Below are 18,326 nucleotides of genomic sequence, written 5' to 3'. Positions count from 1 at the left end.
CCTCCAGCTCATGTCCCGCCATGTCGCGATCGTCACCGATTCAACGGCCTACCTGCCGGCCCGGACGATGGAGCGTCACGGCATCACGGCGGTGCCTCTGACCGTGGTTCTCGGCGACCGTGCGCTGGAGGAGGGCACCGAGATCTCGACCCGCGCCCTCGCCCAGGCTTTGCAGAAGCGGCGCCCCGTGACGACCTCGCGGCCCGCTCCCGCGGTCTTCGAGGAGACGTACCGCAAGGTCGCCGAGTCCGGCGCCACCGGCATCGTCTCCCTCCACCTCTCCGCCGAACTCTCCGGTACGTACGACGCGGCCGTCGTGGCCGCACGGCAGTCGCCGGTGCCGGTGCGGGTGGTGGACACCGGCATGATCGCGATGGCGCTCGGGTTCTGCGCGCTCGCCGCCGCGGAGGCCGCGGAGTCGGGCGGGACGGTGGACGAGGCCGTCGCGGCCGCGGAGAAGAAGGCCGCCGGCACCTCCGCCTACTTCTACGTCGACACCCTCGACTACCTGCGGCGCGGCGGCCGTATCGGTGCCGCGCAGGCCCTGCTGGGGTCGGCACTTGCGGTGAAGCCGCTGCTGCAACTGGCCGACGGCCGTATCGAACCGCTGGAGAAGGTGCGGACCGCGTCCAAGGCGATCGCCCGCCTTGAGGAGATCGCGGCCGACCGTGCGGGCAGCGCCCAGGTGGATGTCGCCGTGCATCATCTTGCCGCCCCTGACCGGGCATCGGCCCTCGCCGACCGGCTGCGGACGCGAGTGCCCGGGCTGGCCGATCTGCATGTCAGCGAGGTCGGGGCGGTGATCGGGGCGCACACGGGGCCCGGGCTGCTCGGGGTTGTGGTTTCGCCCCGGTGAACGTTGCTGTGGAGCTCGGGTCGCCCGTGTGAGGGACGGAGTTGTCCACAACCGGGGATCGTCCACGGGAATCGAGCAAGATCATCGCGAGTGGGCCGAGGTGGCCGATCCTCGTCGCATGGCACTTCGATCACGTTCACGTACAGCGACCGCGACCAGTGGGCCGGGCCGTGGGCCGGCGTCCGACGGGCGCGTCCGTCATCGCCGGGATGCGCCTGTCGCACGCGGGCGGACCCGCCGGGATCATGCGTCGGCGGAGGAACTCCGGCGGCGGGCAGGGGTGTTGTTCGGCGAGTCGGTCGCGTCGGCGGCGCCTGCTGAGTCTGCCGAGCTTGCCGTATCGGCCGAGCTTGCCGGGTCGGCCGGGTCCGACCGGTCGGCTGGGTCTCCGGGGCGGACCGAGCCGGTCGAACGGGCCGGGGAGCGGCGGGAGTCGGGGCAAGGGCCGCCGGAGTCGCCGGGGCCACCGGGTTTCGTCGGTGTCGAAGGGCCCCGGCGAGGGCCGGCTGCCGTGGGTGCTTTCGCCGAGCCGGAGGGGCAGAGCGGTGGCGTGGCGGAGGGAGCCTGGCGGGAGCGGGCCGGGCTCGCGCTGCGGGAACGGATGCCGCTGTGGTTGCAGGCGAGGTGCGCTCTGGAGCGGCGGAATGTGCTGGCCCTGGCAGTGGTGCTGGTCGTCGCAGCGGGGTTCGCCGTGCAGCACTTCTGGGCAGGCCGCTCGCAGACCGTGCGGCCGCCGGAGGTGGTGCGGGCGGTGGTGCCGTTCGGGGAGCGGCAGGAGAGCGGACAGGAGGCCGGGGAGCGGGGATCGGGCGCTGCCGGGGTGCCTGCCGGTGCTCCCTCCGGATCTTCCTCCGGGTCCGTGAGGGCGGGGGCGGCCGCGATCGTCGTGGACGTCAGCGGCAAGGTCCGTGAACCGGGGATCCACCGGTTGCCGGCCGGATCGCGGGTGGCCGACGCGCTGCACGCGGCGGGCGGGGTGAAGCCGGGCACGAACACCGACGGGCTCAACCGCGCCCGGTTCCTCGTGGACGGCGAGCAGGTGATCGTCGGGGCACAGGCTCCCGTCGCGGGACCCGGGGCGGGCGGCGGTACGGCCCCCGTTGGCTCGGCCGGTGCGGCGGCGGGCGGAGCGGCCGCCCCGGCGGCTCCCGTCTCGCTCAACACGGCCACCGCGGACCAGCTCGACACCTTGCCGGGTGTCGGCCCCGTGCTGGCCCAGCACATCATCGACTACCGCACGCAGCACGGCGGTTTCCGTTCCGTGGACGAACTGCGTGAGGTGAACGGCATCGGCGACCGCCGCTTCGCCGACCTGCGGAACCTCGTACGGCCATGAGGAGCCTCCCCGGCCCGCCGTCCCGGCAGGACGAGGCCGCGTCCGAGCTCCGGCCCGCCCGGTCGTCCGTGCACGCTTCCTCCGGCACACGCCTCGGCACTGCCCGGCCACGCCAGGAGGGTCCGACGGACCTGCGGCTCGTACCACCCGCCCTCGCGGCCTGGGGCACGGCGGCGCTCATGCTCGACGCGGCGCCGGAACGCGTCCTCGGCGTCGTGATCGGCTGTCTGGTGGCCGTCGGACTGCTGGCTCTGATCCGGCGGCGCCGGACGGCGTCATGGCCGCGAGCCTCGGCCGCAGCCCTGCTGCTGTGCGTCGCCGCTGCTGCCGCCTCGGCCGGACTGCACGGGGCGGATCTGCGCCGGGGGCCCGTGCCCGGCCTGGCGCGGGAGTACGCGACGGTGACCGCCGAGGTCGAGCTCACGTCGGACCCGCGGCTCACCCGGCCGAGGGTCCGGGGCGATCACGCGGCTCCGGCGGCCGTGCTGATCGACGCCGACGTGCGGCGCGTCCAGGGGGCGGGAGGCACGGCGGTGACGACACGGGCGCCGGTGCTGCTGATCGTCGACGTGTCCAAGGCCCCTCCCGGCCGGGCGACCGGTGCGCCGGGGCGGTCACCGTGGCTCGGCCTGCTGCCGTCGACGCGGTTGCGGATCAGTGCGCGGCTGGTGCCCGCGATGACGGGCGGCGACCGGATCGCTGCGGTGCTGCGGGTGCGGGACCAGGGCGAGCCGGACGTGGTGGGAGAGCCCTCGGGGCCGCAGCGGCTCGCCGGGCGGCTGCGCACCGGGCTGCGCGAGGCGACCGACGGACTGCCCGCGGACGCCCGGGCGCTGCTGCCGGGGCTGGTCGTGGGGGACACCTCGCGGATCACTCCGGAGTTGGAGGAGGCGTTCAAGGAGACCGACCTCACACACACTTTGGCCGTATCCGGGGCAAACTTCACAATCCTTCTCGCGCTGCTGCTCGGGCCGCCAGGGCTGGCGCAGCACGTCGAGCGGCGGGGGCTCGCACCCCGGCTCGGCATCTCCCTGCGCGGGACGGCGGTGCTCGGAGGTGCGCTCTCGCTCGGGTTCGTCGTCGTGTGCAGACCGGACCCGAGCGTGGTGCGGGCCGCGGCCTGCGGGGCCGTGGCGCTGCTCGCTCTGGCGACCGGCCGCCGCAGATCGATGATTCCCGCGCTGGCGACGGCGGTCCTGCTGCTGGTGCTGTACGACCCCTGGCTCGCGCGGAGTTACGGGTTCCTGCTGTCCGTCGTGGCGACCGGCGCCCTGCTCACGCTCGCGCCGCGCTGGAGCGCCGGGCTGCGGCGGCGTGGCGTGCCCGCGAGGCCGGCTGAGGCGCTGGGCGCCGCCGCAGCCGCGCAAGCCTTGTGCGCCCCCGTTGTCGCCGTGCTGTCGGCGCGGGTGAGCCTGGTGGCGGTGCCCTGCAACCTGCTCGCGGAGTTCGCGATCGCGCCGGCGACCGTGCTGGGGTTCGCGGCGCTGGCCACGGCGCCGGTGGCGATGCCGGTGGCCGAGACGCTGGCCTGGTGCGCGCACTGGCCCGCCGAGTGGATCGCGCAGATCGCCCGGACCGGGGCGGCGCTGCCGGGCGCGGGAGTGGACTGGCCGGGCAGGTGGACGGGCGCGGCGCTGCTCCTGGCCGTGACCGTCGTGGTGGTGCTCGTCGGGCGGCGGCTGCTCGGGCATCCCTGGTGGTGCGGGGTCTGCGGAGTGCTGCTGATGCTGGTGGTGGTGCAGCCGCCGCCGCTGGCCCGCGTGGTCACGGGCTGGCCGCCGTCGGGCTGGCGGCTGGTGATGTGTGACGTGGGGCAGGGCGACGCCCTGGTGCTCGCGGCAGGTGAGGGGACCGGCGTGGTGGTGGACGCGGGGCCCGACCCGCAGCTCGTCGACCACTGCCTGCGCTCACTGGGCATCAGCAGGATCCCGCTGGTCGTCCTCACCCACTTCCACGCCGATCACGTGGCGGGCCTGCCCGGGGTGCTGCGCGGGCGGGCGGTGGGCGCGATCGAGACGACGGGGTTCGAAGAGCCCGCGGACCAGGCCGCGTTCGTACGAAGACTGGCGGCGGCACGGCGGATCCCCGTGACGCGGGCAGCGGCCGGGGAGCAGCGGCGTACGGGGGAGCTGGCCTGGCAGGTGGTGTGGCCGCCCCCCAGCCCGCCGCCGGACTCGCCCCCAGGGGTGGCTCCGGGGCTGCTTCCGGCTCACCCGGCCCCGCCGGCTCAACCGGCCCCACCGGCGCCGGAGGGGCCGAACGACGCCAGCGTCGCCATGCTGGTCCGCTCGGGCGGACTGCGCCTGCTGCTCCTCGGGGACCTGGAGCCCCCGGCGCAGCGGGCACTGGCCCGCTCGCCGGCGGCTGAGGCGCTGGAGGGTGTGGACGTGCTGAAAGTCGCTCATCACGGCTCGGCCTACCAGGATCCGGGCCTCATGGGGCGGGTCGCCCCGAGGCTGGCCCTCATCTCCTGTGGTGAGGACAACTCGTACGGCCACCCGGCGCCCGGCACGGTCGCGGCGCTGCGCGACTGGGGCGCGGCGGTGCTGCGGACGGACCGGGACGGTGCGCTCGCGGTCGTGGGAGGGGGCGGAGAGCTGAGCGTGGCGAGAGACTGAGGGCATGAACTCAGCACAGGTTGATGCCTACCTTCGCCGACTGGGAGTCGAGCACCCGGCGTGGCCCACGGTCGACGCGCTGCGCGAGCTGCACCTGCGCCATCTGCAGACCGTGCCGTTCGAGAACCTCTCGATCCACCTGGGCGAGGAGATCGTGCTGGAGGAGAAGCGGCTGCTGGACAAGGTGGTGGGCGCGCGGCGGGGCGGGTTCTGTTACGAACTCAACGGTTCCTTCGGGGCGTTGCTCGCCGCGCTGGGGTACGACGTGGCACTGCTGGCGGCGCGGGTGTACGGCGACGAGGGGCGGCTCGGGATTCCCTACGACCATCTCGCGCTGCGGGTGCGGACGGTGGACGGGGGCGACTGGCTGGCCGATGTGGGGTTCGGGGCGCACAGCCACCTTCCGCTGGCGTTCGGGGACAGGGGAGAACAGGAGGATCCGGGCGGCACCTTCCGCATCGTCGAGGCGGAGCCGGACGCGGCCGGGGTGCGTGGCGGGCACGGCACGGTGGAGGCGGCGGACCTGGACGTGTTCCGGGGCGGCACACCGCAGTACCGCCTGGAGGTGCGGCCGCGGGTACTGGGCGACTTCGTGGCCGGCGCGTGGTGGCACAGCACGTCGCCGGTGTCGCATTTCACGCGGTCGCTGGTCTGTACGCGGGTGACGCAGGACGGAGGAAGGATCACGCTCAGCGGGCGCAGGTTCACGGCGACGGCGGCCGACGGGACGCGGGAGGTGCGGGAGCTGGAGACGGACGAGGAGGTGCTCGGGGTGTACCGGGAGCGGTTCGGGATCGGGCTCGACAAGGTGCCGGCACTGCGCGATCCCGCGTAGACGCGCAGCAGCCAATTCCGGCCGCACAGGGCCACACACGGCCACACGCTGCTACACAGGACCACTCGGGACCACACGGGGCTACTCGTGCGTAGTGCCAGCACATCTGCTGGATTCCCGTGATGTGGTCCCGTGTTGCCCCGAAAGCCTCACCAGTGATCGAATGCGTCTTCGGCATTGTGTGATCAACAGTGATCAACAGGCGATTTCGAGCCACTCAGGGAGTCGTGGATGATCGGCCGCTGGCGGGGAAGCCGCACCAGCCGGGTGCAACGGACGAGTCCCCTGGCGGCGGTGCCGACACCGCCGAGCGCGGGAGTGCTGGCCTGCCGGGTGCTGGACCCGGTCAACGAGCCGGTCAGACACGCGGAGTTCGCGGTGACGGACGCCGCGGGGCGGCCGGTGGTCAGCGGGGGAGCGGACCCGTACGGGTCGTTCGTGACGACGGTGCCCGCCGGGGAGTACCGGCTCGCGGTGTCGGCGGACGGGTACACGCCGTACCGGGCGACCACGCAGGTCGCCGAGAACACCCTGGCGTCCCTCGGGGACGTGACGCTCCAGGTGGCCCGGCCGCCGGAGCTCCCCGGCGCCGGTGACTGGGAGATCGAGTCGGCGCACTCCTCCATCGGCTTCACCGCGCGGCACATCGGACTGGCCCGGATCCACGGGCAGTTCAAGTCGTTCGCGGGGGTCATACGGGTCGCCGATCCGGTGGAGCGCTCGGCGATGCACGTGGTGATCGACGCGGCGTCCATCGACACCAACATGAGGATGCGCGACGACCATCTGCGCTCGGCGGACTTCCTGGACGTCGAGCGGTTCCCGACGCTGGAGTTCTACAGCGAACGGTTCCTGCACAAGGGCGGGAACCGGTGGGCCGTGACGGGGGCGCTGTCGCTGCACGGCGTGACGCGGACGGTCACGCTGGACACGGAGTACCTGGGGCTGGGCAACGGCATGGAGGGCGAGGTGCGGGCGGCCTGCCGGGCCACGACCGAACTGCACCGGGACGACTTCACCGTGAACTGGCAGACGATGCTGGCGCGTGGCATCGCGGTGGTGGGGCCGAGCATCAGGGTCGATCTCGACGTGCAGGTCGTCCGCAAGGGCTGAGCGGCAGGGCCGCGACGCGGTGTCGGACAATGTCCGGCGTGAGTGATGTGCGACATGTGCTGGTGCTGCCCGACCGCGACGCGGCGGAAGAGGTGGTGGAGGCGCTGCGGGAGCGGTTCGGGGTCGTCGAGGAGCCCCAGCTGGTGCGGGACGCGCTGGCCGGGGAGGACGACGCCGAGGACGCGCAGTGGCTGGTCGTCCTGCGGGACGAGGACGGGCGGCTGGACGCCGGGGAGCTGGACGGGCTGGCCGGTGAGTGGGAGGGCTGGCGGGAGGAGCCGTAGCGGCTCCCGGCCGGGTGCGAGGGCGGCCGGCGTCGCCGCACGTCCGGGTTCGTCGGGGCCCGCTGTCAGTGGCGCGTGGGATGCTTGTCGCGATGGCCAGGAAGACTGCGAATGACGATCCCCTCGCCCCGGTGACGCTCGCCGTGGGCCAGGAGGACCTGCTCCTCGACCGTGCCGTGCGGGAGGTGGTGGCCGCCGCGAAGGCCGCCGACGCCGACACGGACGTACGGGACCTGACCCCGGACCAGTTGCAGCCGGGCACGCTCGCCGAGCTGACGAGCCCGTCGCTCTTCGCGGAGCGCAAGGTCGTGGTCGTACGCAACGCGCAGGACCTGTCGGCCGACACGATCAAGGACGTGAAGGCGTACCTGGGCGCTCCCGCCGAGGAGATCACCCTCGTGCTGCTGCATGCCGGCGGGGCCAAGGGCAAGGGGCTGCTCGACGCGGCGCGCAAGGCGGGGGCGCGTGAGGTGGCCTGCCCGAAGATGACGAAGCCGGCGGACCGGCTGGCGTTCGTGCGGGGCGAGTTCAGGACGATGGGGCGATCCGCCACGCCGGAGGCGTGCCAGGCGCTCGTCGACGCCATCGGCAGCGACCTGCGGGAGCTGGCCTCGGCGGCGTCGCAGCTGGTCGCGGACGTCGAGGGGACGATCGACGAGGCGGTCGTCGGGCGGTACTACACGGGGCGGGCCGAGGCGTCGAGCTTCACGGTCGCCGACCGGGCGGTCGAGGGGCGGGCGGCGGAAGCCCTGGAGGCGCTGCGCTGGTCGCTGGCGACCGGGGTGGCGCCGGTGCTGATCACGAGCGCGCTCGCGCAGGGCGTCCGGGCGATCGGGAAGCTGTCGTCCGCGCGCGGGGGCCGGCCGGCCGACCTGGCGCGGGAGCTGGGGATGCCTCCGTGGAAGATCGACCGGGTGCGTCAGCAGATGCGGGGCTGGACTCCGGACGGCGTGTCGATCGCACTGCGGGCCGTGGCCGAGGCGGACGCGGGAGTGAAGGGAGGGGGCGACGACCCCGAGTACGCCCTGGAAAAGGCAGTGGTCACCATCGCCCGAGCGGCCCGTTCCAGAGGACGCGGCTAGCCGCTCCCGGGTGTCCCCGGCCGAACACCGGGGACACCCCCACCTCCTCACAAAACCGGCTCCCCCACCCCCAGCAGGTTCCCCTCGCTGTCGCGGAACCAGGCGCCGCGTTCGCCCCGGGCGCCCTTGCTCGGGTAGTTCCCCTCGATCTCGGCGATTCCGCCCTGCGTGCGGAAGCCGGGGGCGTCGACCTCCTCGAAGACGACGCCGCGCCGCCGGAGCTCGGCGACCGCTGCCTCGATGTCCTCGACCTCCAGCGCCATCTGCGTGAACGTGCCGGGCGAGGACCCCGTGGAGCGGAACAGGACGAACTCCGCGCCGCCGCACCGGTAGAGCAGCCCGCCGGGCCGCTCGTCGACGGGATCCAGACCGAGTTTCTCCGAGTAGAAGCGCCTCGCCCGCTCCAGGTCCTGGGCGGGGAGCCTGGTCGCCACGCGGATCAGGACCGGCGCGCTGGTGTCGTCTGTGTCCATGTTTCCACTGTGCCGTGATCGAGTCGCCCTCCTCCTGTCGAAGAGGAGAATCGGGTGTATCAGCCGTACGTCGCCAAGTGACGGAGAGGTGGCGAAGACCATGGCTGAACACCCGCACGCAGCGCTGGTCCGCAAGGGATTCGAGGCGTTCTCACGCGGTGACATGGACACCCTGCGCGGACTGATCGCGGGGGACGCCACCCACCACGTACCCGGAGATCACCCGTTGTCGGGTGACTTCAAAGGGGTGGACTCGATCATCGAGATGTATGAGCGGCTCGGCGCGGAGACCAACGGGACGATGCGTGCCGAACTGATCGGCATCGGTGTCGACGGCCGCGGTCACGCGGTCGGCATGACCCGCTTCACGGCCGAGCGCAACGGCAAGACCCTCGACGACACCGGCTGCATCATCTTCCGGATCGTCGGCGACAAGGTCACCGACCTCGACGAATGCGTCGAGGACATCGACAAGAACAACGAGTTCTGGTCCTGAACAGGCCGAAGGCCCCGCCGGCCGCTCTGGGGAAGAGCGGAAGGCGGGGCCTTGGATTCAAGCTGCTGGATCCGCGCCCGCGTGGCGAACGCAGGCCGCGCGCGGATCCGAGGGGTGCCGGACGGGAGCGGATGAGAGAGGGCCCGCTCGATTCCCTCCGGCGTCACATCAGATGTCAGCCCTTGAGCGCGGCGACCTTCTGAGCCAGCGCCGACTTCTTGTTGGCGGCCTGGTTCTTGTGGATGACGCCCTTGGAGACGGCCTTGTCGAGCTGACGCGCGGCGACGCGCTGGTACTCGGTGGCCTTCTCGACGTCACCCGCGGCAGCAGCCTCACGGGCCTTGCGGATCGCGGTCTTGAGGGAGGACTTGACGGCCTTGTTGCGCAGCCGGGCCTTCTCGTTGGTCTTGATCCGCTTGATCTGGGACTTGATGTTCGCCACGAATGAGCCTTCTCAGGTTCTGGCACGAGACCGCACGGATACCGCACGACGACCGCACCGGGTGATTTCTTGAGGTAGCGCCTCCTGCGAGAGGGCACGAGGCACAGCCACCCAGGCTACCAGCGGCCCCTTCCGCGGCCCAAACCCGTCCGTGGTCCCCACCCGTGGGACCATGGAGGCTACGTATCGATCCGACCCGAGACCGCAGACACTGCGGACGCCTCAAGAATCAGGACCCTGCGTGCCCGCGATCCCCAGCCACGTGCCCGAGCCGAGCCGTACCGATCCGGCTCTGATCCGCAACTTCTGCATCATCGCGCACATCGACCACGGCAAGTCCACGCTCGCCGACCGGATGCTCCAGCTGACCGGAGTGGTCGAGCAGCGGCAGATGCGCGCCCAGTACCTCGACCGCATGGACATCGAGCGCGAGCGTGGCATCACGATCAAGTCACAGGCGGTGCGTCTGCCCTGGGCTCCGACCCATGACAAGAGCAACACGCACATCCTCAACATGATCGACACCCCGGGGCACGTCGACTTCACCTACGAGGTCTCGCGGTCGCTCGCGGCCTGCGAGGGCACCGTGCTCCTCGTCGACGCGGCCCAGGGCATCGAGGCGCAGACTCTCGCCAACCTGTACCTGGCGATGGAGAACGACCTCAAGATCATCCCTGTGCTGAACAAGATCGACCTGCCGGCCGCCCAGCCGGAGAAGTTCTCCGAGGAGCTCGCCAATCTCATCGGCTGCGACCCCGAGGACGTGCTGAAGGTCTCCGCCAAGACCGGTCTGGGCGTCGAGGCGCTGCTCGACAAGGTCGTCGCCGAGGTCCCGGCGCCGGTCGGAGTCAAGGACGCCCCCGCCCGCGCCATGATCTTCGACTCCGTCTACGACTCCTACCGCGGTGTCGTGACGTATGTCCGCGTCATCGACGGGCAGCTCAACAAGCGCGAGCGCATCCGAATGATGTCCACCAACGCCACCCACGAGCTGCTGGAGATCGGGACGAACTCGCCCGAGATGCTCGCCGCCGACGGGCTCGGCGTCGGCGAGGTGGGCTACCTCATCACCGGTGTGAAGGACGTCCGCCAGTCCAAGGTCGGTGACACCGTCACCAGCCAGCAGAAGGGGGCCACGGAGGCGCTCGGGGGCTACAAGGACCCCAAGCCCATGGTCTTCTCCGGGCTCTACCCGCTGGACGGCTCGGACTACCCCGAGCTGCGCGAGGCCCTGGACAAGCTGCAGCTCAACGACGCCGCGCTGGTCTACGAGCCGGAGACCTCCGCCGCCCTCGGCTTCGGCTTCCGCGTCGGCTTCCTCGGCCTGCTGCACCTGGACGTGATCCGCGAGCGGCTGGAGCGCGAGTTCGGTCTCGACCTCATCGCCACCGCGCCGAACGTGGTCTACCGCGTCCTCATGGAGGACGGCACCGAGCACACCGTCACCAACCCCAGCGAGTTCCCCGAGGGCAAGATCTCGGAGGTCTACGAGCCGGTCGTGCGGGCCACCATCCTGGCGCCCAGCGAGTTCATCGGCTCGATCATGGAGCTGTGCCAGACCCGGCGCGGCACTCTGCTCGGCATGGACTACCTCTCCGAGGACCGGGTCGAGATCCGCTACACCCTGCCGCTCGCCGAGATCGTCTTCGACTTCTTCGACCAGCTGAAGTCCAAGACCCGCGGCTACGCCTCGCTCGACTACGAGCCCACCGGCGAGCAGACCTCCAGCCTGGTCAAGGTCGACATCCTGCTGCACGGCGACAAGGTCGACGCCTTCTCGGCGATCACCCACAAGGACGCGGCGTACGCCTACGGTGTGCGGCTCGTCGCCAAGCTGCGCGAGCTCATCCCGCGGCAGGCCTTCGAGGTGCCCATCCAGGCCGCCATCGGCTCCCGGGTCATCGCCCGCGAGACCATCCGCGCCATCCGCAAGGACGTCCTCGCCAAGTGCTACGGCGGTGACATCTCCCGTAAGCGGAAGCTGCTGGAGAAGCAGAAGGAAGGCAAGAAGCGGATGAAGATGGTGGGTTCCGTAGAGGTTCCGCAGGAGGCCTTCATCGCCGTCCTGTCGAGTGATGACAGTGCGGGGTCGGGCAAGGGCAAGAAGTAATCACGGATTACCGAGGGTTACACCGCAATCCGGGTTGAACAGGGGCCCGCCGTGTGAAAGTGCGGCGGGCCCTGTGCGTACGTGGGGTAGCTCTCTGTACGAAGTGACAGGCACCGGCCCCTTACGCAGGGGCCGGTCGCCCTTTACTCTGATCCCTGCTCGATAGTTACTCACGAGTTAAACAAGAGCCGTGAGTGAACCCAGCCGCACGTGAGCCAGCCGCATTGTCGCGGGCCCCGGAGGATGTCGTGAGCGACGCACAGACCCTGATCGAGAACCGTCCGCCGTCCGTGGCGGGCCTCTTCCTGGAGCGCGTGACGGCCACGCCGGACGCCGAGGCCTTTCGGTATCCGGTCCCGTCGTCGGCGGGCCAGGGCCCGGACGAGTGGAAGTCGCTGAACTGGGCGCAGGCAGCCGAGCGGGTCTACGCCATCGCGGCGGGCCTCGTCGAGCTGGGTGTGCAGCCCGAGCAGCGCGTCGCCCTCGCCGCCGGCACCCGGATCGAGTGGATCCTCGCCGACCTCGGCATCATGTGCGCCGGCGCGGCCACCACCACGGTGTATCCGCAGACCAACGCCGACGAATCCGCGTACATCCTGTCGGACTCCGAGAGCCGGGTGCTGATCGCGGAGAACGCCGAGCAGCTGGCCAAGGCCAAGGAGAAGCGCGCCGAGCTGCCCGAGCTGACGCATGTCGTGGTGATCGACGCGGCAGGGGTGGAGACCGCCGACTGGATCCTCACCCTGGAGGAGCTGGAGAAGCGCGGCGCGGCCCGGCTGGAGAAGGACCCCGACCTCATCAAGGAGCGGGTCGGCGCGATCACCAAGGACCAGCTGGCCACCCTCATCTACACCTCCGGCACCACGGGCCGCCCCAAGGGTGTGCGCCTGCCGCACGACAACTGGTCGTACATGGCGAAGGCGATCGCCGCGACCGGGCTGGTCAGCACCGAGGACGTGCAGTACCTCTGGCTGCCCCTCGCGCACGTCTTCGGCAAGGTGCTGACCTCCGGGCAGATCGAGGTCGGGCACGTCACCGCCGTGGACGGCCGGGTCGACAAGATCATCGAGAACCTGCCGGTGGTGCAGCCGACCTACATGGCGGCCGTGCCGCGCATCTTCGAGAAGGTCTACAACGGCGTGGCGGCGAAGGCCCGGGCGGGCGGCGGCGCCAAGTACAAGATCTTCCAGTGGGCGGCCGACGTGGCCCGCGAGTACGCCAAGGTCTCGCAGGACAACTTCCGCCGGACCGGGACCGCCTCCGTGCCGTTCGGTCTCGGCGCGAAGCACAAGGTCGCCGACGCGCTGGTGTTCGCCAAGATCCGCGAGGCCTTCGGCGGGAACCTGCGCGCGTGCGTCTCCGGCTCCGCCGCCCTCGCGCCGGAGATCGGCTACTTCTTCTCGGGCGCCGGCATCCACATCCTGGAGGGCTACGGACTGACCGAGTCCTCGGCGGCGTCCTTCGTGAACCCGGGCGAGGCCTACCGCACCGGCACGGTCGGCAAGCCGCTGCCCGGCACGGAGGTGCGGATCGCCGACGACGGCGAGATCCTGCTGCGCGGCCCGGGCATCATGGAGGGCTACCACAACCTGCCCGAGAAGACCGCCGAGGTGCTGGAGCCGGACGGCTGGTTCCACACCGGGGACATCGGAGAGCTGTCGCCCGACGGGTACCTGCGGATCACCGACCGCAAGAAGGACCTCATCAAAACCTCGGGCGGCAAGTACATCGCCCCGGCGGAGGTCGAGGGGCAGTTCAAGGCGGTGTGCCCGTACGTGTCCAACATCCTGGTGCACGGGGCCGACCGGAACTTCTGCACGGCGCTCATCGCGCTCGACGAGGTCGCCATCACCGACTGGGCCAAGGACAACGGGCTGGAGGGCAAGTCGTACGCGGAGATCGTCGCCGCGCCGGTGACCGTCGAGATGGTCGACGGGTATGTGAAGCAGCTCAACGAGGGGCTTCAGAGGTGGCAGACGATCAAGAAGTTCCGCCTTCTGCCGCGTGACCTCGATGTCGAGCATGGTGAGATCACGCCGAGTCTCAAGCTGAAGCGGCCCGTGGTCGAGCGGGAGTACAAGCATCTGATCGAGGAGATGTACGACGGGTCTCGCGAAGCCTAGGGGGTGGCGGGGGCTGTGGGGCGGCTGCCGGCCCGCTGTGGCTTGTCGCGCAGTTCCCCGCGCCCCTAAGTAGCCTGCTCCACCCGGCGTCGAAGGTCCTGGATCTCCGCGCGCAGGCATTCCACCTCTCTGCCTTTCCGGTAGAGGTCCAGGAAGACGCTGACCTTGGCCCTGAGCACCCACGGGTCGAAGGGCTTGGTCACGTAGTCCGCGGCGCCGGTCGCGTAGCCGCGGAAGGCGTAGCCCGAGTCGTCGTCCGCGCCGGTGAGGAAGATGATCGGGACGTCACGGGTCTGGTCGAGGCGTTTGATGTGGGCGGCCGTCTCGAAGCCGTCCATGCCGGGCATGCGGATGTCGAGCAGGATCAGGGCGATGGGCTGCCGCAGCAGGGCCTTCATCGCCTCCTCACCGGACCGGGCGCGTACCAGCGGCTCGTTGAGGGAGGCGAGGACGGCCTCCAGGGCGGTCAGATTGTCCTCCATGTCGTCGACGAGGAGGATTCCGGCGGGTTCGGGGTGAGGGGCCGTGCTGCTCATACCTCTTCTTCCGCGCCCTCGGGGTCCAGCAGTTCGCACACGACCGTCAGCAGGCCGTCGATGTCCACCGGCTTGGGCACATAGTCGTTGGCGCCCCGGGCGATGGACTTCTCCCGGTCTCCGGGCATCGCCTTCGCGGTCAGGGCCACGATCGGCAGGCCCGCCCAGCGGGGTGTGCGGCGGATCGCGGAGATGGTCTCGTAGCCGTCCATCTCCGGCATCATGATGTCCATCAGGACCAGTTCCACGTCCCCGCTGCGCTCCAGCGTCTCGATGCCCTCGCGGCCGTTCTCCGCGTACAGCACGGTCATGCCGACCCGGCCCAGGACATGGGTGAGGGCGAAGACGTTGCGGATGTCGTCGTCGACGATCAGCACCCGCCGGCCGGCCAGGACCCGGCCCGGCCTGCCGGACGTCCACGCCTCCAGCTTGGTCGGAGACGGCCAGGCGTCATCCGCGTCGTGCGTCACCGGGAACGACTCGGCGGCCGGCCGCAGGGGCAGCGGCGGGCCGGTGGGGTCCTCGGGGACCGGTGCCGGCGCCGGGTGACCGGGGCTGACGACCGGGACGTAGAGGGTGAAGGTGGAACCCTTGCCGGGCGCGCTCTCGGCGACGATCCGGCCGCCGAGCAGGCCCGCGATCTCCCGGCTGATGGAGAGGCCGAGGCCGGTCCCGCCGTACTTGCGGTTGGTGGTGCCGTCGGCCTGCTGGAACGCCTCGAAGATCACCGGGAGTTTCTCCGGCGCGATCCCGATGCCGGTGTCGGACACCGAGAACGCGATGACGTCGTCCGTCTCCCGAACGGAGCGGTGCTCGGCGTCCTGCACTCGGTCGACCCGCAGCTCGACCTTGCCGGACGCGGTGAACTTGATCGCGTTGGAGAGCAGGTTGCGCAGGATCTGCTGGAGGCGCTGCTCGTCCGAGTACATCTCGCGCGGTACGCCCTCGCCGACCGCCACCTCGAAGGCCAGCCCCCGGTCGAGGGTGAGCGGGCGGAAGGTGGCGTGGACGTAGTCGAGCAGTTTGATCAGGGGGAGCCGCTTGGGGCGTACGTCCATTCGGCCCGCCTCGATCTTCGACAGGTCGAGGATGTCGTTGATCAGCTGGAGCAGGTCGGAGCCCGAGCGGTGGATCGTCGTCGCGAACTGCACTTCCTGGTCCGAGAGATGGCCGTCCGGGTTGTCGGAGAGGAGCCGGGCCAGGATCAGCAGGGAGTTCAGCGGCGTGCGCAGCTCGTGCGACATGTTGGCCAGGAACTCGGACTTGTACTGGGAGGACGTGGCCAGCAGGGCGGCCTTCTCCTCCAGTTCGGCGTTGGAGCGCTGGAGTTCGCCCTGCTGCTTCTGGAGTTCGTCCGAGCGCTCCTGGAGCTGCATGGCCAGGCGCTGGGACTCGCCGAGCAGGGACTCCGTGCGGGAGTTGGCGATGATCGTGTTGATGGCGACGCCGATGGTGTTGACGAACTGGTCGAAGAAGGCCAGATGCACGTCGGAGAAGCGGGAGAAGGAGGCCAGCTCGATGACGCCGAGGAGCTTGTCCTCGAAGAGGATCGGGATGATGACGATGGTCGTGGGCGCTGCCTCGCCGAGCCCGCTGTTGATCTTGATGTAGTCGGGCGGGGCGCCTTCGACCAGGATCCGCTTCTTCTCCCGGGCCGCCTGCGCGACCAGACCGTGCACGGGCAGGCCGCCGGTCTCGACGGTGGCGTCCTGGGCGGCGCCGTAGCCGGCGATGAAGGCCAGACCCTTGGTGGGAACCGCCGCGCCGTCCTCCTCCGGGTCGGCCAGGTAGAACGCGCCGTACTGGGCGTTCACCAGCGGGGTCAGCTCGCGCAGTATCAGGTCGGCGACCTCCATCAGGTCCCGGTGGCCCTGCATCAGGGCGGCGAGCCGGGCCAGGTTGGATTCCAGCCAGTCCTTCGCGCGGGTCGTCTCGCGCAGGTTGGCCACCATCAGGTTGATGTTGTCCTTCAGCTCGGCGACCTCGCCCTGCGTCTCCACCGTGATCGAGCGGGACATGTCGCCCTGGGCCACGGCCGAGGCGACCTCGGCGATGGCGCGGACCTGGGTGGTGAGGTTGGACGCGAGTTCGTTGACGTTGGTCGTCAGACGCTTCCAGGTGCCGTAGACGCCCTCCACCCGGGCCTGGCCGCCCAGTCGGCCCTCGGAGCCGACCTCGCGGGCGACGCGCGTGACCTCCGAGGAGAAGGAGGACAGCGTGTCGACCATCGTGTTGATGGTGGTCTTCAGCTCAAGAATCTCGCCGCGCGCGTCCACGTCGATCTTCCGGGACAGGTCGCCCTGCGCCACGGCCGTGGCGACCTGGGCGATGTTGCGCACCTGGGAGGTGAGGTTGTCGGCCATGTAGTTGACGTTGTCCGTGAGATCCCGCCAGACCCCGGAGACGCCCAGCACCTGGGCCCGGCCGCCGAGCCGCCCGTCGGTACCGACCTCGCGGGCCACGCGGGTCACCTCGTCGGCGAAGGCGCGCAGCTGCTCCACCATCGTGTTGACGGTGTCCTTCAGTTCGAGGATCTCGCCGCGTGCGTCGACCGTGATCTTCTTCGACAGGTCGCCGTTGGCGACGGCGGTGGTGACCTGGGCGATGTTGCGGACCTGTGAGGTCAGGTTCAGCGCCATGAAGTTGACGTTGTCGGTGAGGTCCTTCCAGACGCCGGAGACGCCCCGGACCTGGGCCTGGCCGCCGAGGTTGCCCTCGGTGCCGACCTCGCGGGCGACGCGGGTCACCTCGTCGGCGAAGGCGGAGAGCTGGTCGACCATCGTGTTGATCGTGGACTTGAGCTCCAGGATCTCGCCCTTGGCCTCGACCGTGATCTTCTTGCCCAGGTCGCCCTGGGCGACGGCGGTGGACACGAGCGCGATGTTGCGCACCTGCGAGGTGAGGTTGTCCGCCATGAAGTTGACGTTGTCGGTGAGGTCCTTCCAGACGCCGGAGACGCCCCGGACCTGGGCCCGGCCGCCGAGGTTGCCCTCGGTGCCGACCTCGCGGGCGACGCGGGTCACCTCGTCGGCGAAGGCGGACAGCTGGTCGACCATCGTGTTGATCGTCGACTTGAGCTCCAGGATCTCGCCCTGCGCGTCGACCGTGATCTTCTGGGACAGGTCGCCGTTGGCCACGGCCGTCGTCACCTGGGCGATGTTGCGGACCTGTGAGGTCAGGTTCGACGCCATGAAGTTGACGTTGTCGGTGAGGTCCTTCCAGACCCCGGAGACGCCCCGGACCTGCGCCCGGCCGCCCAGCTGGCCCTCGGTGCCGACCTCCCGGGCGACGCGGGTCACCTCGTCGGCGAAGGCGGAGAGCTGGTCGACCATCGTGTTGACGGTCAGCTTCAGCTCCAGCAGTTCGCCGGTCGCCTCGACCGTGACCGTACGGGTCAGGTCGCCGCGCGCCACCGCGGTCGTCACGGCCGCGATGTCCCGCACCTGGGCCGTCAGCCGGGACGCCATCGTGTTGACGGCCTCGGTCACGTCCCGCCAACTGCCCGACAGGCCCTGCACCTTGGCGCGGCCTCCGAGTCGCCCCTCGGTGCCGACCTCGCGGGCCACCCGCGTCACCTCGCCGGTGAACAGGGAGAGCTGGTCCACCATCTTGTTCACGGCCCGGCCCAGACGCCGCAGGTCACCGCGTAACTGCCGCGTCCCGTCGTGCAGATCGACCCGCTGGGTCAGATCGCCGCCCGCCACCGCGTCCAGGACGCGCGTGGCGTTCGCCGCCGGGGCGACCAGGGCGTCGAGCAGCTGGTTCACGTCGTTGACCCGGGACGTCCACAGGCCCTGGCCCGGGCTGGCCGAGAGCCGCTCGTCGAGCCGGCCGTGGCGCACCAGCTCCCGTCTGACGCGCTGCACCTCGGTGGTGAAGTGGACGCTGCGGTCCATGATCTGGTTGAAGACCGCGGTGAGTTCGGCCGCCATCCCGTGGCCGGATTCCGGCACCTTGCTGAAGTCGCCGTCGCGGGCGGCTGTCATGGCGGCGAGCAGGGGACGTAGATCGGATGCACGAAT

The 18,326-nt window shown here is 70.7% G+C and carries 14 protein-coding genes; 10 read left to right on the top strand and 4 right to left on the bottom strand.

The genetic code is table 11. The annotated features are described in order from the left end of the window. Positions 1–10 precede the first annotated feature (10 nt). The 7 genes from A4E84_RS13470 to holA all read left to right on the top strand — a co-directional run bounded on the left by A4E84_RS13470 (position 11) and on the right by holA (position 8,124). Positions 11–856, top strand: a complete 846-nt coding sequence (locus A4E84_RS13470) for a DegV family protein (RefSeq protein ID WP_062926810.1) — start codon at positions 11–13, stop codon at positions 854–856. Positions 857–974: 118 nt separating this feature from the next. Then, the gene (locus A4E84_RS13465; protein WP_062926809.1) at positions 975–2,192 is read left to right on the top strand and encodes a ComEA family DNA-binding protein; all 1,218 of its coding nucleotides are present in this window, start codon (positions 975–977) and stop codon (positions 2,190–2,192) included. Continuing rightward, a complete protein-coding gene (locus tag A4E84_RS13460; protein ID WP_079128956.1) occupies positions 2,189–4,810 on the top strand; it encodes a ComEC/Rec2 family competence protein in 2,622 nt (873 codons plus the stop codon). The genes A4E84_RS13465 and A4E84_RS13460 overlap by 4 nt, the downstream gene beginning before the upstream one ends. 4 nt (positions 4,811–4,814) lie before the next feature. Further along, entirely contained in the window at positions 4,815–5,645 is an 831-nt protein-coding gene (locus A4E84_RS13455; protein ID WP_062926808.1) for an arylamine N-acetyltransferase family protein, read from the top strand. 231 nt (positions 5,646–5,876) lie between these two features. After that, positions 5,877–6,758, top strand: coding sequence for a YceI family protein (locus A4E84_RS13450; protein ID WP_107308316.1), 882 nt, complete (start codon positions 5,877–5,879; stop codon positions 6,756–6,758). A 38-nt stretch (positions 6,759–6,796) separates the two neighbouring features. Continuing rightward, the gene (locus A4E84_RS13445) at positions 6,797–7,042 is read left to right on the top strand and encodes a hypothetical protein (protein ID WP_079129358.1); all 246 of its coding nucleotides are present in this window, start codon (positions 6,797–6,799) and stop codon (positions 7,040–7,042) included. A 92-nt stretch (positions 7,043–7,134) separates the two neighbouring features. Then, a complete protein-coding gene (gene holA, locus A4E84_RS13440; protein WP_179955392.1) occupies positions 7,135–8,124 on the top strand; it encodes a DNA polymerase III subunit delta in 990 nt (329 codons plus the stop codon). A gap of 47 nt (positions 8,125–8,171) precedes the next feature. Here holA and A4E84_RS13435 read toward each other — a convergent pair whose 3' ends face one another. Then, positions 8,172–8,597: a VOC family protein gene (locus A4E84_RS13435; RefSeq protein ID WP_062926805.1), complete on the bottom strand. Its 426-nt coding sequence runs from the start codon at positions 8,595–8,597 to the stop codon at positions 8,172–8,174. A gap of 100 nt (positions 8,598–8,697) precedes the next feature. On the opposite strand from A4E84_RS13435, the gene A4E84_RS13430 reads away from it, so the two are divergent. Next, a complete protein-coding gene (locus tag A4E84_RS13430) occupies positions 8,698–9,093 on the top strand; it encodes a nuclear transport factor 2 family protein (protein WP_062931431.1) in 396 nt (131 codons plus the stop codon). Positions 9,094–9,268: 175 nt separating this feature from the next. On the opposite strand, the gene rpsT is transcribed toward A4E84_RS13430, so the two are convergent. Beyond that, positions 9,269–9,535 (bottom strand): 30S ribosomal protein S20, encoded by a 267-nt coding sequence (rpsT, locus tag A4E84_RS13425; protein WP_033306356.1) that lies wholly within the window; start codon positions 9,533–9,535, stop codon positions 9,269–9,271. Positions 9,536–9,776: 241 nt separating this feature from the next. On the opposite strand from rpsT, the gene lepA reads away from it, so the two are divergent. Further along, on the top strand, positions 9,777–11,645 hold the full coding sequence (gene lepA / locus A4E84_RS13420; RefSeq protein WP_062926804.1) for a translation elongation factor 4: 1,869 nt from the start codon (positions 9,777–9,779) through the stop codon (positions 11,643–11,645). Between the two features lie 248 nt (positions 11,646–11,893). Continuing rightward, a complete protein-coding gene (locus tag A4E84_RS13415) occupies positions 11,894–13,768 on the top strand; it encodes an AMP-dependent synthetase/ligase (protein ID WP_062926803.1) in 1,875 nt (624 codons plus the stop codon). A 65-nt stretch (positions 13,769–13,833) separates the two neighbouring features. Here A4E84_RS13415 and A4E84_RS13410 read toward each other — a convergent pair whose 3' ends face one another. Further along, entirely contained in the window at positions 13,834–14,304 is a 471-nt protein-coding gene (locus A4E84_RS13410; protein ID WP_062926802.1) for a response regulator, read from the bottom strand. Continuing rightward, positions 14,301–18,290 carry a HAMP domain-containing protein gene (locus A4E84_RS13405; protein ID WP_062931430.1) on the bottom strand — a complete coding sequence of 1,330 codons (3,990 nt, stop codon included), beginning with the start codon at positions 18,288–18,290 and terminating at the stop codon, positions 14,301–14,303. Before A4E84_RS13405 ends, A4E84_RS13410 begins: the two co-directional genes overlap by 4 nt. Positions 18,291–18,326: the final 36 nt, after the last annotated feature.

Source organism: Streptomyces qaidamensis (assembly GCF_001611795.1).
In the GTDB taxonomy this organism is placed as follows: domain Bacteria; phylum Actinomycetota; class Actinomycetes; order Streptomycetales; family Streptomycetaceae; genus Streptomyces; species Streptomyces qaidamensis.
This window is presented reverse-complemented; position numbering and strand designations above follow the sequence as displayed.

Coding starts and splice junctions, on each gene's coding strand:
- A4E84_RS13405 (WP_062931430.1), bottom strand. CDS start 18,290: ATGACAGCCGCCCGCGACGGCGACTTCAGCAAGGTGCCGGAATCCGGC.
- A4E84_RS13465 (WP_062926809.1), top strand. CDS start 975: ATGGCACTTCGATCACGTTCACGTACAGCGACCGCGACCAGTGGGCCG.
- A4E84_RS13460 (WP_079128956.1), top strand. CDS start 2,189: ATGAGGAGCCTCCCCGGCCCGCCGTCCCGGCAGGACGAGGCCGCGTCC.
- holA (WP_179955392.1), top strand. CDS start 7,135: ATGGCCAGGAAGACTGCGAATGACGATCCCCTCGCCCCGGTGACGCTC.
- A4E84_RS13430 (WP_062931431.1), top strand. CDS start 8,698: ATGGCTGAACACCCGCACGCAGCGCTGGTCCGCAAGGGATTCGAGGCG.
- A4E84_RS13450 (WP_107308316.1), top strand. CDS start 5,877: ATGATCGGCCGCTGGCGGGGAAGCCGCACCAGCCGGGTGCAACGGACG.
- A4E84_RS13470 (WP_062926810.1), top strand. CDS start 11: ATGTCCCGCCATGTCGCGATCGTCACCGATTCAACGGCCTACCTGCCG.
- A4E84_RS13410 (WP_062926802.1), bottom strand. CDS start 14,304: ATGAGCAGCACGGCCCCTCACCCCGAACCCGCCGGAATCCTCCTCGTC.
- A4E84_RS13435 (WP_062926805.1), bottom strand. CDS start 8,597: ATGGACACAGACGACACCAGCGCGCCGGTCCTGATCCGCGTGGCGACC.
- A4E84_RS13455 (WP_062926808.1), top strand. CDS start 4,815: ATGAACTCAGCACAGGTTGATGCCTACCTTCGCCGACTGGGAGTCGAG.